The organism is Methylobacterium sp. E-045 (assembly GCF_022829685.1).
Classification (GTDB): Bacteria; Pseudomonadota; Alphaproteobacteria; order Rhizobiales; family Beijerinckiaceae; genus Methylobacterium.
In genome coordinates, this window is record NZ_JAKSYE010000028.1 from 85,646 (window position 1) to 100,270 (window position 14,625).

At 69.7% G+C, this 14,625-nt stretch carries 13 protein-coding genes; 12 read left to right on the forward strand and 1 reads right to left on the reverse strand.

The genetic code is table 11. The features are described 5' to 3' along the window. Positions 1 to 71 precede the first annotated feature (71 nt). The 12 genes from MKK51_RS03215 (at position 72) to pufC (ending at position 11,482) form a co-directional block, all read left to right on the forward strand. Positions 72 to 941, forward strand: a complete 870-nt coding sequence (locus MKK51_RS03215; RefSeq protein WP_243974926.1) for a polyprenyl synthetase family protein — start codon at positions 72 to 74, stop codon at positions 939 to 941. A gap of 99 nt (positions 942 to 1,040) precedes the next feature. Beyond that, positions 1,041 to 2,225 carry an acetylserotonin O-methyltransferase gene (locus MKK51_RS03220; protein ID WP_243974928.1) on the forward strand — a complete coding sequence of 395 codons (1,185 nt, stop codon included), beginning with the start codon at positions 1,041 to 1,043 and terminating at the stop codon, positions 2,223 to 2,225. Positions 2,226 to 2,325: 100 nt separating this feature from the next. Next, positions 2,326 to 3,261: a chlorophyll synthesis pathway protein BchC gene (gene bchC, locus MKK51_RS03225; RefSeq protein ID WP_243974929.1), complete on the forward strand. Its 936-nt coding sequence runs from the start codon at positions 2,326 to 2,328 to the stop codon at positions 3,259 to 3,261. Further along, entirely contained in the window at positions 3,258 to 4,244 is a 987-nt protein-coding gene (locus MKK51_RS03230; RefSeq protein ID WP_243974930.1) for a chlorophyllide a reductase iron protein subunit X, read from the forward strand. The genes bchC and MKK51_RS03230 overlap by 4 nt, the downstream gene beginning before the upstream one ends. A gap of 5 nt (positions 4,245 to 4,249) precedes the next feature. Continuing rightward, on the forward strand, positions 4,250 to 5,827 hold the full coding sequence (gene bchY, locus MKK51_RS03235) for a chlorophyllide a reductase subunit Y (protein ID WP_243974931.1): 1,578 nt from the start codon (positions 4,250 to 4,252) through the stop codon (positions 5,825 to 5,827). Further along, the gene (gene bchZ, locus MKK51_RS03240; protein WP_027173816.1) at positions 5,827 to 7,293 is read left to right on the forward strand and encodes a chlorophyllide a reductase subunit Z; all 1,467 of its coding nucleotides are present in this window, start codon (positions 5,827 to 5,829) and stop codon (positions 7,291 to 7,293) included. The genes bchY and bchZ overlap by 1 nt, the downstream gene beginning before the upstream one ends. Positions 7,294 to 7,406: 113 nt before the next feature. Next, complete coding sequence (locus MKK51_RS03245) at positions 7,407 to 7,664, forward strand: hypothetical protein (protein ID WP_409565601.1); 258 nt, start codon at positions 7,407 to 7,409, stop codon at positions 7,662 to 7,664. A 170-nt stretch (positions 7,665 to 7,834) separates the two neighbouring features. Next, the gene (pufB, locus tag MKK51_RS03250) at positions 7,835 to 8,062 is read left to right on the forward strand and encodes a light-harvesting antenna LH1, beta subunit (protein ID WP_018043292.1); all 228 of its coding nucleotides are present in this window, start codon (positions 7,835 to 7,837) and stop codon (positions 8,060 to 8,062) included. Between the two features lie 14 nt (positions 8,063 to 8,076). Then, entirely contained in the window at positions 8,077 to 8,265 is a 189-nt protein-coding gene (gene pufA / locus MKK51_RS03255) for a light-harvesting antenna LH1, alpha subunit (RefSeq protein ID WP_018043293.1), read from the forward strand. Between the two features lie 279 nt (positions 8,266 to 8,544). After that, positions 8,545 to 9,369, forward strand: a complete 825-nt coding sequence (gene pufL, locus MKK51_RS03260; RefSeq protein WP_243974932.1) for a photosynthetic reaction center subunit L — start codon at positions 8,545 to 8,547, stop codon at positions 9,367 to 9,369. 14 nt (positions 9,370 to 9,383) lie between these two features. Continuing rightward, positions 9,384 to 10,361 (forward strand): photosynthetic reaction center subunit M, encoded by a 978-nt coding sequence (pufM, locus tag MKK51_RS03265; protein WP_243974972.1) that lies wholly within the window; start codon positions 9,384 to 9,386, stop codon positions 10,359 to 10,361. Next, positions 10,358 to 11,482: a photosynthetic reaction center cytochrome PufC gene (pufC, locus tag MKK51_RS03270; RefSeq protein ID WP_243974933.1), complete on the forward strand. Its 1,125-nt coding sequence runs from the start codon at positions 10,358 to 10,360 to the stop codon at positions 11,480 to 11,482. Before pufM ends, pufC begins: the two co-directional genes overlap by 4 nt. A gap of 220 nt (positions 11,483 to 11,702) precedes the next feature. On the opposite strand, the gene MKK51_RS03275 is transcribed toward pufC, so the two are convergent. Then, the gene (locus tag MKK51_RS03275; protein ID WP_409565602.1) at positions 11,703 to 14,576 is read right to left on the reverse strand and encodes an EAL domain-containing protein; all 2,874 of its coding nucleotides are present in this window, start codon (positions 14,574 to 14,576) and stop codon (positions 11,703 to 11,705) included. Between the last annotated feature and the right edge of the window lie 49 nt (positions 14,577 to 14,625).

Here is a 14,625-nt window from a genome sequence, read left to right on the forward strand (position 1 = left end):
CGCCTTGACGAGTGTCAATATTATCTGACACTTTGAAATGGCAAGTCCAAAAGACATGAGGGAGTGGCGCCATGGATGCCAACCGCCGGATCGAGCAGGCTCTCGACGCTGCCGTCGCCCATGCGGAGGCGCCCGGCGCGCCGCCGCTCCTGGCCGAGGCCATCCGCTACGCGGTCTTTCCCGGCGGCCACCGCATCCGGCCCCGCCTCTGCCTCTCGGTGGCACGGGCCTGCGGCGACGACGATCCGGCGGCCTCCGACGCGGCGGCGGCGGCGATCGAACTCCTGCATTGCGCCTCCCTGGTCCATGACGACCTGCCTTGTTTCGACGATGCGCCGATGCGCCGGCAGAAACCCTCGGTCCATGCCGCCTTCGGCCAGCCCCTGGCGGTGCTCACCGGGGACGCGCTCATCGTCTCCGCCTTCGAGACCCTGGCGCGGGGCGCGGCGCGCTCGCCGGCCCGGCTCGCCGCCCTCGTCGGCCTCGTCGCCCGCGCGGCCGGCTCGCCCAACGGCATCGCCGCCGGGCAGGCCTGGGAATCGGAGCGCCATGTGGGGCTCACCGAGTATCAGCAGGCCAAGACCGGCGCGCTGTTCGCGGCGGCCACGGTCACCGGGGCGGCGGCGGCGGGGGCTCAGGCCCTGCCGTGGCGGCTGCTCGGGGAATGCCTCGGCGAGGCCTATCAGGTCGCCGACGACCTGCGCGACGTGGCCTGCCGGCAGGAAGAGGTAGGCAAGCCGGTGGGCCGCGACGCCACGTTGGGCCGGCCCAACGCCGCCGCCCTGCTCGGCATGGCCGGCGCGCTCTCCCGGCTCAAGCGCCTCGTGCGCGAAGCCGTGGAGGTGATCCCGGCCTGCCCCGGCGCCGACCAGCTCCGCGCCGAGATCGAGGCGCAGACGCGCCTGTTCCTGCCGGCGAGCCTCGCGCGGGAATTGGCGTGAGCGGGGCCTGCCCCGATGTTGCGGGCAGATTCCGCGCCTGACGCGACGCCGATCATAAACCCTCCCCCCACGGACCTCGGGCTTGCCCGAGATCCGTCTTTGGCTGGCCAAGTCGGGCAGGCCCGACGTAGTGCGGGGGGAGGGAAACACGCCCTGCCGTGGCGGGAGCGCTGGCTGTCCTTCCGCAACCGCACCATCGCCAGCCCGCGCTTCCAGCGCTGGGCCGCCGCGTTTCCGCCGACGCGGGGAATCGCCCGGCGGAACACCCGCGCGCTGTTCGATCTCTGCGCCGGCTTCGTCTATTCGCAGACCCTGTTCGCCTGCATCAGGCTCGACCTCTTCGCGATCCTCGCCCCCGGCCCGCTCAGCGTCGCAACCCTGGCCGAGCGAACCTGCCTGAGGCCGGAACGGGCCCTGCGCCTGCTGGACGCCGCCGCCTCCCTGAACCTGGTCCGGCGCCTCGCTGACGGGCGCTTCGCCCTGGCCGATCTCGGCGCGGCGCTGATCGGCAATCCGTCCGTCGCCGCGATGATCGAACACCATGCGCTCCTCTACGAGGACCTGCGCGACCCGGTGGCGCTCCTGCGCGGGGAGGGGGGCACGAGCCGCCTCGCCGCCTACTGGCCCTATGCCGGACCGGCCGGCGACGCGGCGATCCCGGCCGAGGCGGTGGCGGAATACTCGGCCCTCATGGCCGCCTCCCAATCCCTCATCGCCGAGGACATCCTCGACGCCTATCCCATGCGCCGGCACCGCCTGCTCATGGATGTGGGGGGCGGCGAGGGGGCCTTCCTCCGCGCGGTCATGCGGGCGACGCCCGGCCTCGCCGTTCGGCTGTTCGACCTGCCGGCGGTGGCCGCCCGCGCCGCCGGGCGTTTCGCGGCCGAGGGCCTGTCCCACCGCGCCGAGGCCTGCGGCGGCAACTTCCGCACCGCGCCCCTGCCGACGGGCGCCGACGCCATCTCCCTCGTCCGGGTCGTCCACGACCATGACGACGACACCGTCCGCCTGCTCCTGCGCGCCGCCCACGACGCGCTTTGCCAGGGCGGCACCCTTCTGGTGGCCGAGCCGATGGCGGGGACGGCGGGGGCCGAGCCGGTCACCGACGCCTATTTCGGCTTCTACCTGCTGGCGATGGGGAGCGGGCGCTGCCGCCGCCCCGCCGAACTCACCGCGCTCCTCCACGAGGCCGGCTTCGGCCGGTGCCGCGAGATCCCGACCCGGCGGCCGCTGCTGACCCGATTGCTGGTGTGCCAACGAATTGACACGCTGCAGCGTAAGTAAGGCTTGACGAATAGAAGTGTCAATCTAGGATGACACATCGAACAAGCGCCAAGCCCGCCGCCATCGGGTCGAGGCACGGGACAGGGGAGGGTCGATTAAGATGCACGCACTCGCCGTCCTCCTCGAACGCCCCGAACAGCTGTCTCTCGCCGAGCTCGCCATCGATGCTCCGGGCGCGGCCGACGCGGTGGTCGAGACCCTGTGGAGCGGCATCAGCACCGGCACGGAGCGCCTGCTCTGGTCGGGCCGGATGCCGCCCTTCCCGGGCATGGGCTATCCCCTGGTCCCCGGCTACGAATCGGTGGGCGAAGTGGTGGAAGCCGGCCCCGCTTCCGGTCTCGCCGTGGGGCAGAGGGTCTTCGTGCCCGGCGCACGCTGTTTCGGGCCGGTGCGCGGCCTGTTCGGCGGCGCGGCCTCCCGCCTGGTGAGCGAAGGCGCGCGCCTCGTTCCCATCGATGCGGCCCTGCGCGAACACGGCATCCTCATCGCCCTGGCGGCCACCGCCTACCACGCGCTCGCGGCGCGTCCCGAAGGCCGCTCGCTCATCGTCGGCCATGGGGTGCTCGGGCGCCTGCTGGCGAGGCTCACGCGCATCGCCGGCGGCGAGCCGGTGGTGTGGGAGACGAACGCGATCCGGGCCGCGGGCACCCACGGCTACGACGTCCTGCATCCCGATGCGGACGAGACCCGCGATTACGGCTCCATCACCGATGTCAGCGGCGACGCCGCGATCCTCGACACGCTGATCGGGCGGCTCAGGCCCGGCGGCGAGATCGTGCTCGCCGGCTTCTACGAGGCGCCGCTCTCCTTCGCCTTCCCGCCGGCCTTCCTGCGCGAGGCCCGCATCCGCGTCGCCGCCCAGTGGCGGCCGGAGGATCTCGCCGCGATCCTGACCCTCATCGAGGGGGGGCGTCTCTCCCTCGACGGCCTGATCACCCATCGTGAACCGGCGGCGCACGCGCCGTCTGCCTATCGCACGGCGTTCGGCGAGCCCGAGTGCCTGAAGATGATCCTCGATTGGAGAGCCGCTTCATGAACATGCAGCTGAACGGAGCCGCACTCCTGCGCGCCGAAGCCGCCATCGAGCCGGATGCGGCCCCCGTCTCCGCCACCAAGGAGACTCAGATCATCGCGATCTACGGCAAGGGCGGCATCGGCAAGTCGTTCACCCTGGCCAATCTCAGCTACATGATGGCCCAGCAGGGCAAGAAGGTCCTGCTCATCGGCTGCGACCCCAAGAGCGACACCACCTCGCTCCTGTTCGGCGGCCGCGCCTGCCCGACCATCATCGAGACCTCCACCAAGAAGAAGCTCGCCGGCGAGCAGGTCGCCATCGGCGACGTCTGCTTCAAGCGCGACGGCGTCTACGCCATGGAGCTCGGCGGGCCGGAAGTCGGGCGCGGCTGCGGCGGGCGCGGCATCATCCACGGCTTCGAGCTCCTCGAAAAACTCGGCTTCCACGAATGGGGCTTCGACTACGTCCTGCTCGACTTCCTCGGCGACGTGGTCTGCGGCGGCTTCGGCCTGCCGATCGCCCGCGACATGTGCCAGAAAGTCATCGTCGTCGGCTCGAACGACCTGCAGTCGCTCTACGTGGCCAACAACGTCTGCTCGGCGGTGGAATACTTCCGCAAGCTCGGCGGCAATGTCGGTGTGGGCGGCCTCGTCATCAACAAGGATGACGGCACCGGCGAGGCGCAGGCTTTTGCCGCCGCGGTGGGCATCCCGGTCCTGGCCTCGATCCCGGCCGATGACGACATCCGCAAGAAGAGCGCGAATTACGAGATCATCGGCCGGCCCGAGAGCCCCTGGGGCTCGCTCTTCGCGGATCTGGCCCAGAACGTCCACGACGCGGCGGCCAACCACCCGACGCCGCTCTCCCAGGACGGGTTGCTCGGCCTGTTCAAGGGCGAGGCCGTCGGCCGGGGCGTGACCCTGGTCCCCGCCACCTTCGAGGATATGTGCGGCACGACCCAGATCGTGAAGCCGTCCCTCGAAGTCGTCTACGACGAGGTCTGACGCGCATGGCCGTCTCCCTCGACATCGCCGATCTGCGCGCCCGCAAGGAGCGCCCCGCCTCGACCCTGGCCTCCGCCGCATCGCCTGCGGAGGCGGTCAATCTCGCCGCCACCCAATCCGACGGGCTCGGCTGCCATTCCGGCAAGGACGCGATGCGGGCGGCCGCCGAAGCCGCGGGAATGTCGGAGACGCTGGAGCAGCTCAGACAGGACTATCCCCAAGGGCCGCACGACCAGCCCCAGAGCATGTGCCCGGCCTTCGGCAGCTTGCGCGTCGGCCTGCGCATGCGGCGCACGGCGACGATCCTGTCGGGCTCGGCCTGCTGCGTCTACGGCCTCACCTTCACCTCGCATTTCTACGGGGCCAAGCGCTCGGTCGGCTACGTCCCGTTCAATTCCGAGACCCTCGTCACCGGCAAGCTGTTCGAGGACATCCGCGAGGCGGTGTTCGACGTGGCCAAGCCCGCCGATTACGACGCGGTCGTCGTCATCAACCTCTGCGTCCCCACCGCCTCCGGCGTGCCCCTGCGGCTGCTGCCGAAGGAGATCGACGGCGTCCGCATCATCGGCATCGACGTGCCCGGCTTCGGCGTGCCGACCCATGCGGAAGCCAAGGACGTGCTCGCCGGGGCCATGCTGAAATTCGCCCGTTCGGAAGCCGAGCAGGGTCCGGTCCAGGCGCCGCGCCTCGGCCGCTCCGAGCGCCCCAGCGTCACGCTGCTGGGCGAGATGTTCCCGGCCGACCCGGTGGTGATCGGCGGCCTGCTGGAGCCCCTGGGCCTCAGCGCCGGCCCGGTGGTGCCGACCCGCGAATGGCGCGAACTCTACGCGGCCCTCGACGGCGCGGCGGTGGCGGCGATCCACCCGTTCTACACCGCCTCGATCCGCGAATTCGAACTCGCCGGCCGGCCGATCGTCGGCTCGGCCCCCGTGGGTCATGACGGCACCGCCGACTGGCTCGACCGGATCGGCGAGGCCTGCGCCGTGCCCCGCGCCACGGTGGAGGCCGCCAAGAACCGGCACCTGCCGATGATCAAGGGGGCGCTGGCCGCCACACCGATCACGGGCCGGATCACGCTCTCGGGCTACGAGGGGTCGGAACTCCTGGTGGGCCGTCTCCTCGCCGAGAGCGGGGCCGACCTCCGCTACGTCGGCACCGCCTGCCCGCGCACGCCCTATTCGGACGCCGACCGCGACTGGCTCGAGTCACGCGGCGTCATGGTCCGCTTCCGCGCCTCGCTGGAAGACGACCTCTCCGCCATGCGCGAGTTCCGCCCGGATCTCGCCATCGGCACCACGCCGGTGGTGCAGGCCGCCAAGGAGCGGGCGATCCCCGCCCTCTACTTCACCAACCTGATCTCGGCCCGCCCGCTCATGGGCGTCGCCGGAGCCGGGTCGCTGGCCAAGGTCATCAACACGGCCCTCGGCAACCGGCACCGGTTCGACGCCATGCGGGACTTCTTCGACGGGGTCGGCGAGGGCCATGCCGCCGGCATCTGGGAAGAGGTGCCGAAAACCCGCCAGAACGTCGCCTCGCCCAAGCGCGAGAAACCCTCCCACAACCCGATCGGGGAGATGGCCTGATGCTCGTCCTCGATCACGACCGGGCCGGCGGCTACTGGGGCGCCGTCTACGTCTTCACCGCCATCAAGGGATTGCAGGTCGTCATCGACGGTCCCGTCGGCTGCGAGAACCTGCCGGTCACCTCGGTGCTCCACTACACCGACGCCCTGCCGCCGCACGAACTGCCCATCGTGGTCACCGGGCTGGCCGAAGAGGAACTCGGCCGCCACGGCACCGAGGCCGCGATGAAGCGGGCGCACGCCACCCTCGATCCGGGGATGCCGAGCGTGGTCGTCACCGGCTCCATCGCCGAGATGATCGGCGGCGGCGTGACGCCGGAGGGCACCAACCTCCAGCGCTTCCTGCCCCGCACCATCGACGAGGACCAGTGGCAGACCGCCGACCGGGCGATGTCCTGGCTCTGGCAGGAATACGGCGCGCGGAAATTCGCCAAGAAGGGCATCCCCGCCCGGCCGCCCCGCAAGGAGGGCGAGCGCCCCCGCGTCAACATCATCGGCCCGGCCTACGGCACCTTCAACATGCCCTCGGATCTGGCCGAGATCCGCCGCCTGGTGGAGGGGATCGGGGCCGAGGTGAACCTCGCCTTCCCGCTGGGCTCGCATCTCGCCGACGTGCCCAAGCTCGTGAACGCGGACGCCAATATCTGCCTCTACCGCGAGTTCGGCCGCCTCCTCTGCGAAGCCCTCGAGCGGCCCTACCTGCAGGCGCCGATCGGCCTGCACGCCACCACCAAGTTCCTGCGCAAGCTCGGCGAGATCCTCGGCCTCGATCCGGAGCCCTTCATCGAGCGCGAGCGCCACACCACGATCAAGCCGGTCTGGGACCTGTGGCGCTCGGTGACCCAGGACTTCTTCGGCACGGCGAGCTTCGGCATCGTCGCCTCCGACACCTATGCGCGGGGCGTCCGCCGCTTCCTCGAAGACGAGATGGGCCTGCCCTGCACCTTCGCGATCTCGCGCCGACCCGGCGCCAAGACCGACAACGCGGCGGTGCGCGAGGCGATCAAGGCCAACCCGCCCCTCGTCCTGTTCGGCTCGTTCAACGAGCGCATGTACGCGGCCGAATGCGGATCGCGGGCGGTGTTCGTGCCGGCCTCCTTCCCGGGCGCCATCATCCGGCGCCATACCGGCACGCCGTTTATGGGCTTCTCGGGCGCGACCTACCTCATCCAGGAGGTCTGCAACGCCCTGTTCGACATGCTCTTCCACATCCTGCCGCTCGCCCGCGACATGGACCGGGTCGAGGCGACGCCGGCGCGGATCCATCGCGAACTGCCCTGGGACGAGGCCGCCCGCACCCTCCTCGACGACCTCGTCGAGGCCCATCCGGTCCTCGTGCGGATCTCGGTGGCCAAGCGCCTGCGCGACGCGGCCGAACGGGCCACGCGGAATGCCGGGCAGGAGCGGGTCGGCCCGGCCGAGGTCGAGCGCGCCCATGCGGACCTGACCCTCGGAGCGGCGGCGTGAGCGCCCCCGCCCCGCACCCTCTTTCCGGCTGGAGCGGCGCGGCGCCGTTTCCGTCGAGAACCGGCCTCCTCGCGAGGCCGACCGCCGCGGATTGCGGACAGGAGTTTTCCGCCATGCAGTCTTCGATCATGTCCCCCACGATCCAATCCCGTCCCGCCCCGTCGCGTCCGATGACGCGCCTGCAGCGGCACGAGCTGCAGTTCCGCCTCCTCCTGGTGGCGACCTACCCCTTCTTCCTCGCGGCGGCGGCGCTCCAGCGCCTCGTCCCGGCACGGGCTCCGGCCGGTCACGGCCTCATCGCCCGGCGCTCGGTGTTCGGCGAGGCCAAGGCCATGGCCGTGTCGGCGATCCCCTTCGTCTTCATGGGCTGACCCTTTCCGGGGCCGGATCGCCCCGGGCCGATGCCCGCCCGATCCGGACCCCGAACGACCTCCCGTCCGACGAGGGGGGAACGACCGTCGCGAGCGCCGTTGCCGGCCCCCGCGACCTCACCCGCCGCGCGTGGAGCACGCACGGCCAGACGAAAGCGGAGGCTCACACCATGTCCAGTGGAATCGAGAAAGCGAGCAGCCTGTCCGGGCTGACCGAACCCGAAGCTAAGGAGTTCCACGCGATCTTCCTGACGAGCTTCATCATCTTCACGGCCATCGCCGTGGTGGCACACATCCTCGTCTGGATGTGGCGCCCGTGGCTGCCCGGCCCCAAGGGCTACGCCGCCCTCGACACCGTCACGAGCGCCGCGCACGGCCTCGTCTCGATGATCTCCTGAGGAGGAACGCACCCATGCACAAGGTCTGGCTTCTCTTCGATCCGCGCCGCACGCTGGTGGCGCTCTTCACCTTCCTGTTCATTCTGGCGCTGCTGATCCACTTCATCTTGCTCAGCACCGACCGGTTCAACTGGCTGGAAGGCCCCAAGGCCCCGCGCGCTGCCAATGCGCAGACGCTGGTCCTGCCGACGATGCCCGCCTGACCGGCGGGATGGCCCCCCTCCTCCCCGGCGGATCCCGGGCCCGCCCGAGATCCGTCGCGCCTGCGGGGAGGAGCTGGAGGTGGGGGTGGCTGGGCGACCCTCGGCTTTGACGAGGGATCACCTGCGCAAGGGTCGACGCCTGCGCAGGCGAGCGAGCCACCCCCACTCCTCACCTCTCCCCACTAGGGGGGAGGGACGCCGTCTGCCTGAAAGCGCGGATGCGCGGATCGATCAAGAACAGTGCAAGAACCGTGACTACGAGGCCGGGAGGTATTCGCGATGGCGATGCTGAGTTTCGAACGAAAATACCGTGTCCGCGGCGGCACGCTCCTCGGCGGAGACCTGTTCGATTTCTGGGTCGGGCCGTTCTATGTCGGGTTCTTCGGCGTCACGACGCTGTTCTTCTCGGTGCTCGGCACCGCGCTGATCATCTACGGCGCCGCGCTCGGGCCGACCTGGAACATCTGGCAGATCAACATCGCGCCGCCCGACCTCAAATACGGGCTCGCCCTCGCCCCCCTCAAGGAGGGCGGCCTCTGGCAGATCATCACCTTCTGCGCGGTGGGGGCCTTCTCGTCCTGGGCCCTGCGCGAGGTCGAGATCTGCCGCAAGCTCGGCATCGGCTACCACGTGCCCTTCGCCTTCTCGGTGGCGATCTTCGCCTATGTCTCGCTGGTGGTGATCCGGCCGTTCCTGATGGGCGCCTGGGGCTACGGCTTCCCCTACGGCATCCTCTCCCATCTCGATTGGGTCTCGAACACCGGCTACCAGTACCTGCACTTCCACTACAACCCGGCGCACATGCTGGCGGTGTCGTTCTTCTTCACGACGACCTTCGCCCTGTCCCTGCACGGCGCCCTGATCCTCTCGGCCACCAATCCCGGCAAGGGCCAGGTGGTGAAGACGCCCGAGCACGAGGACACCTTCTTCCGCGACACGATCGGCTACTCCATCGGCACGCTGGGCATCCACCGGCTCGGCCTGTTCCTCGCCCTGTCGGCGGGCTTCTGGAGCGCCGTCTGCATCATCATCAGCGGCCCGTTCTGGACCCGTGGCTGGCCGGAATGGTGGGGCTGGTGGCTCAATCTCCCGGTCTGGCGCTAGAGGGGGGCACGACCATGGCCTATTATCAGAACATCTTCACCGAGGTCCAAGTCCGCTCCACCATTCCGGAACTCGGCGTTCCCGTCGATGTCGACCGGCGCTGGGGCAAGCCGTTCCACAGCTACCTGTTCGGCCTGTTCGGCAACGCCCAGGTCGGTCCGATCTACATCGGCTATCTCGGCGCCCTCTCGGGCGTGTGCTTCCTCATCGCCTTCGAGATCGTCGGCCTCAACATGCTGGCGAGCGTGAACTGGGATCCGGTCCAGTTCGTGCGCCAATTGCCCTGGCTCGCCCTCGAGCCGCCGCGACCGCAATACGGGCTCAAGATCCTGCCGCCCCTGCAGGAAGGCGGATGGTGGCTGATCGCCGGCTTCTTCCTCACCGCCTCGATCCTGCTGTGGTGGGTCCGGCTCTATCGCCGCGCCCGGGCGCTCGGCCTCGGCACCCACGTGCCCTGGGCCTTCGCCTCCGCCATCTGGCTCTACCTGGTCCTCGGCTTCATCCGGCCGATCCTGATGGGGTCGTGGAGCGAGGCGGTCCCCTTCGGCATCTTCCCGCATCTCGACTGGACCGCCGCCTTCTCGCTCCGCTACGGCAACCTCTTCTACAACCCGTTCCACATGCTCTCGATCGTCTTCCTCTACGGGTCGACGCTGCTCTTCGCGATGCATGGCGCCACCATCCTGGCGGTGAGCCGTTTCGGCGGCGAGCGTGAGATCGACCAGATCGTCGATCGCGGCACCGCCACCGAGCGCGCCGCCCTGTTCTGGCGCTGGACCATGGGCTTCAACGCCACGATGGAATCGATCCATCGCTGGGCGTGGTGGTTCGCGGTGCTGACCACCCTCACCGGCGGCATCGGCATCCTGCTCACCGGCACGGTGGTCGACAACTGGTACCTCTGGGCGGTCAAGCACGGCGTCGCCCCGTCCTATCCGCAGGTCTATGCGCCGGTCGTCGATCCCTTGAACATGCCGGGGGCGGTCCCATGAAGACGTTCTTCACTGTTCTCGGCGGCTCGATCGCCTTCTTCCTCACCATCGCGATGTTCGGCACGTCCGGCTGGGACCGGCCGCCGCTCCAGGCCACCCAGAACGGTTTTCGCGGCACGGGGATGGACCAGATCCATACCCGCGACGGGGTGGCCGAGACGAAGGCGGCCAACGTCGCCCCGGCGCCGGCCGACCCGGCCGAGCCCGGCGAGGATCTCGCCGGCGCCACCTACGAGAACGTCCAGGTCCTCAAGAACGTCAGCGTCAACGAGTTCAACCGCCTGATGGTCTCGATGACCGAATGGGTCAGCCCGGAACAGGGCTGCACCTACTGCCACAACACCGAGAACATGGCCGACGACAGCCTCTACCAGAAGAAGGTCGCCCGCCGGATGCTGCAGATGACCCAGCACATCAACGAGAGCTGGAAGGACAACCATGTGGGGGGCACCGGCGTCACCTGCTTCACCTGCCACCGCGGCCAGCCGGTGCCGGCCAACGTCTGGTTCACCGATCCCGGCCCGAACCGGCCCGGCGGCTTCACCCCCCGCAACAACGGGCAGAACCTGGCCAAGGCCTCTGTGGGCCTCGCCTCGCTGCCCTACGACACCCTGACGGAATACCTCGCCGATAAGAACATCGACAACAACGCCATCCGGGTGAACGCCACCACGGCGCTCCCCACCACCAAGGGCAAGCCGATCCAGGATGCCGAGAAGACCTACGGCCTGATGATCCACATGTCGGAAGGTCTGGGAGTGAACTGCACCTTCTGCCACAACACCAGGGCGATCTCGAACTGGTCGCAGAGCACGCCCCAGCGCACCACCGCCTGGCACGGCATCCGCATGGTCCGGGACCTCAACGGCAACTTCCTCGAGCCGCTGACCTCGACCTTCCCCACGGCCCGCCTCGGGGAACTCGGGGACGTGCCCAAGGTCAACTGCACCACCTGCCATAACGGCCAGAGCAAGCCCCTCAACGGCGCCACGATGATCCAGGCCTATCCGGAACTGGCGAAGTCCACCGAGACGGCGAGCGCGGCGGACCCCGCGCCCGCAGACCCCGCACCCGCAGACCCCGCACCCGCCGCCCCCGCGCCGACCCCCGCTCCGCAATAGGGATCGGTGCGCAATCCCCTCTCCCCGTCCGCGGGGAGAGGGCCGCGACGGCGCAGCGGGGCGGCAGCTGACCGTGAGGGGGCTCGGCCGAACGGGCCTCCCCCGAACCCCCCCCTTCACCGTCGCCCCGACGGGCTCACGTCGCCTCCCGGCAAGGGGGAGGACGACGTTCTTTCCCCATCAACGGTGAGAGGCGTCGGCGAGGTCGTCGCCAAGTCCCTCAGGCGACGGCGTGCTTGGCGAGGCCGCGCCGTCCCGACCAGCGGCCCAGCACCTCGGGGATGCTCCCGGCGCCCTCGGGGCGGCCGATATAATAGCCCTGGCCCTCGTCGCAGCCTTCCTGGCGCAGGCGCTCGAACTGGATCTCGGTCTCGATCCCCTCACCGGTGGTGCGCATGTTCAGGCTGAGGCCGAGGCCGATGACGGCGCGGACGATGAAGGCGGATTCGTCCGCCGCCGTGATGTCGCGGACGAAGGACTGGTCGATCTTGATCTTGTCGAAGGGGAAGCTGCGCAGGTAGCTCAACGACGAGTAGCCCGTGCCGAAATCGTCCATGGCGATCCTCACGCCGAGGCGACGCAGGGCGTGCAGGGTGGCGAGGGTCGCGGCGTTGTCCTTGAGCAGGACCGATTCCGTGATCTCGAGCTCCAGGCGCGCGGCGGGGAGGCGGCTGGCGCTCAGCGCGTCCTTGACGGACTGGATCACGATGCCGTCCCGGAACTGGGCCACCGAGACGTTGACCGCGACCCGGATCCCGTCGGGCCAGCGCATGGCCTCGATGCAGGCGGTGCGCAGGGCCCAGTCGCCCAGCGGCACGATCAGGCCGATCTCCTCGGCGACCGTGATGAATTCGGCGGGCGAGACGAGCCCGCGCTCCGGATGGCGCCACCGCATCAACGCCTCGAACCCGCAGACGCGGCGGCCGCGAAAATCGTAGATCGGCTGGTAGAACATCTCGAACGCGCCCTCGGCCACGGCCTCGCGCAGGTCGAGTTCGAGGGCGCGGCGGGCCTGGAGCCGGATGTCCATCTCCACCTCGAAGAAGCGCCAGGTGCCACGCCCGTCGGCCTTGGCGCGGTAGAGGGCGACGTCGGCGTTCTTCAGGAGCTTGTCGCAGCTCGTGCCGTCGCCGGGGGCGAGGCAGATGCCGATGCTGACGCCGACGGCGACCTGCTGGCCGTCGAGCTCGTAGGTGTTGCTGACCACGTCCACGATCCGCCGCGCCAGGATGGTGGCCTCTTCCGGGTAGGTCACGCCCGCGAGGATGATGGCGAATTCGTCGCCACCGAGCCGGGCCACGGTGTCGACCTCGCGCAGGCAGGCGGTGAGGCGGTTGCCCACCGCTTTCAGGAGTTCGTCTCCCACCGGGTGACCGAGGGTGTCGTTGACCTCCTTGAACCGGTCGAGGTCGAGGCAGAGTACGGCGAACATGCCGCCGCGCCCGAGATGGGCCAGGGCCTCCTCGATCCGCTCGCCGAACATGGCGCGGTTGGGCAGGCCGGTCAGGACGTCGTGGCGGGCCATGAAGGCGATCCGGGCATCGGCCTGGCGCCGGTCGGTGACGTCCTCGTAGGTGGAGACCATGCCGCCCCCGGCCACCGGCTTGTGCGTGACGGCCAGGACGCGTCCGTTGCCCATCTGGCGGAACCCGGAACCGGCGGCCGAGATCTGCCGTCCCTCGATCTCGAAGACCGTGCCCTCCTCCGCCGAGGCCAGGTAGAGCGCGGCCACGTCCTCGTAGGGCGTGCCGAGCGGCAGGTCTTCCGGCGCGAGGTCGAACAGCTCGCAATAGCGCCGGTTGACGACGGTGAGGTGCCCCTCGGCATCGAACAGGCACAGGCCCTGGGACATGTTGTCGAGGGCGGTGTCGAGGCGGAGGTTGGTGGATTGGAGATGGGCCTTCTGGACCTTGAGCAGGGTGATGTCGCTGCAGACCGCAATGAAGCCGCCGCTGCGCGTCCTGCTGCGGCTGATCCGGAGCCAGCGCCCGTCGGAGAGCTGCGTCTCGCGCGGCGTCGTCCAGTCGTCGTCCTCGGACAGGAGGGTGCGGGCAAGGGCGTTGCCCTCAACGGCGACGCGGGCCATCGACGTGTCCCGCGGCAGGGGCTCGCGACCGAACCCGAGGAAATCCTCCGCCTGCCCGTTGATGAGGGCGATCCGGCCGGATTCGTCGACCACGACGATGCCTTCGAGGGAGGTCTCGAGGGCGTCGGCGAGGTGGGCCTCCGCCGAGATGCGCTGGGCGACCTCCTGCTCCATCGCCCGGCGGATGTTGTCGCGCATGACGCCCATGGAGGCGAGGAGGGCGCCGAGTTCGTCCGCGCTGCCGGAGGGGATCGTCACGCTGAGGTCGCCGGCCGCGATCCGCGACGCGACCATGGAGGCATCCGCCACCGGCCTGATGATGCGGCGCGCCAGCAGGAAGGCGACGGAGGCGGACATGAGCAGGGCGAGCAGGGTGCCGAAGAGGTTGATCTGGGTCTCGCGGGCGACGACGGCCCTGGCCTGCTGCCGGTAGATGAAACCGTCGCCGGCGGTGTGGTTGATGAAAAGGTCGAGATGCTCCTCGACGGCGCCGGCATGCCGGTCCACGGCGTCCCAATCCGCATCCGTGGACTCGCGACCGGCGAGGACCGAGCGGGCGGCGTCCCAATCCTTCACCGCCCGCTCCACGGCCTGCGCCGCCTGGGTCGCACGGCCGGACTGGGCGCGCTCGACCGCCACGGCGAGATCCTCGGCGAAGACATGGCGAAGGCTATCCAGCCGGCTTTCGAGCTCCCCCTTCGCGACGGGATCGGTGCTCATCCGCCGCCGGGCCTCCAGGGAGCGCATGTTGGCGAAATCGGCGGCGGCGGCCCGCGCGTAGTTGATCGACATGAGCGATTGGTCGAAGGTCCGGCTCACGAGTTCGTCGGCCCGGCGAATCCCTGACGCCGCCGACAGGCCGAGGATGCCCGTGATGGCGCTCATGATGAGAAAGGCGATCAGAATCCGACCGCGGATGGTGCCGGCGAAGGAGACAGCCGCGGCGACCGGCTTCGACCACCTCCTCTCGCCTGCCTTTGCGGTTTTCCAACCGTGGATAGAAGTCATCCAGTCCGTCTCATCCAGCCCATCGTAAATGGTTCGCCTGCAATAGTTA

Bases quoted from the DNA above. Each gene is read 5' to 3' on its own strand.
- MKK51_RS03215 (WP_243974926.1), top strand. From the start codon at position 72: ATGGATGCCAACCGCCGGATCGAGCAGGCTCTCGACGCTGCCGTCGCC.
- bchC (WP_243974929.1), top strand. From the start codon at position 2,326: ATGCACGCACTCGCCGTCCTCCTCGAACGCCCCGAACAGCTGTCTCTC.
- MKK51_RS03230 (WP_243974930.1), top strand. From the start codon at position 3,258: ATGAACATGCAGCTGAACGGAGCCGCACTCCTGCGCGCCGAAGCCGCC.
- bchY (WP_243974931.1), top strand. From the start codon at position 4,250: ATGGCCGTCTCCCTCGACATCGCCGATCTGCGCGCCCGCAAGGAGCGC.
- bchZ (WP_027173816.1), top strand. From the start codon at position 5,827: ATGCTCGTCCTCGATCACGACCGGGCCGGCGGCTACTGGGGCGCCGTC.
- MKK51_RS03245 (WP_409565601.1), top strand. From the start codon at position 7,407: ATGCAGTCTTCGATCATGTCCCCCACGATCCAATCCCGTCCCGCCCCG.
- pufB (WP_018043292.1), top strand. From the start codon at position 7,835: ATGTCCAGTGGAATCGAGAAAGCGAGCAGCCTGTCCGGGCTGACCGAA.
- pufA (WP_018043293.1), top strand. From the start codon at position 8,077: ATGCACAAGGTCTGGCTTCTCTTCGATCCGCGCCGCACGCTGGTGGCG.
- pufL (WP_243974932.1), top strand. From the start codon at position 8,545: ATGGCGATGCTGAGTTTCGAACGAAAATACCGTGTCCGCGGCGGCACG.
- pufM (WP_243974972.1), top strand. From the start codon at position 9,384: ATGGCCTATTATCAGAACATCTTCACCGAGGTCCAAGTCCGCTCCACC.
- pufC (WP_243974933.1), top strand. From the start codon at position 10,358: ATGAAGACGTTCTTCACTGTTCTCGGCGGCTCGATCGCCTTCTTCCTC.
- MKK51_RS03275 (WP_409565602.1), bottom strand. From the start codon at position 14,576: ATGACTTCTATCCACGGTTGGAAAACCGCAAAGGCAGGCGAGAGGAGG.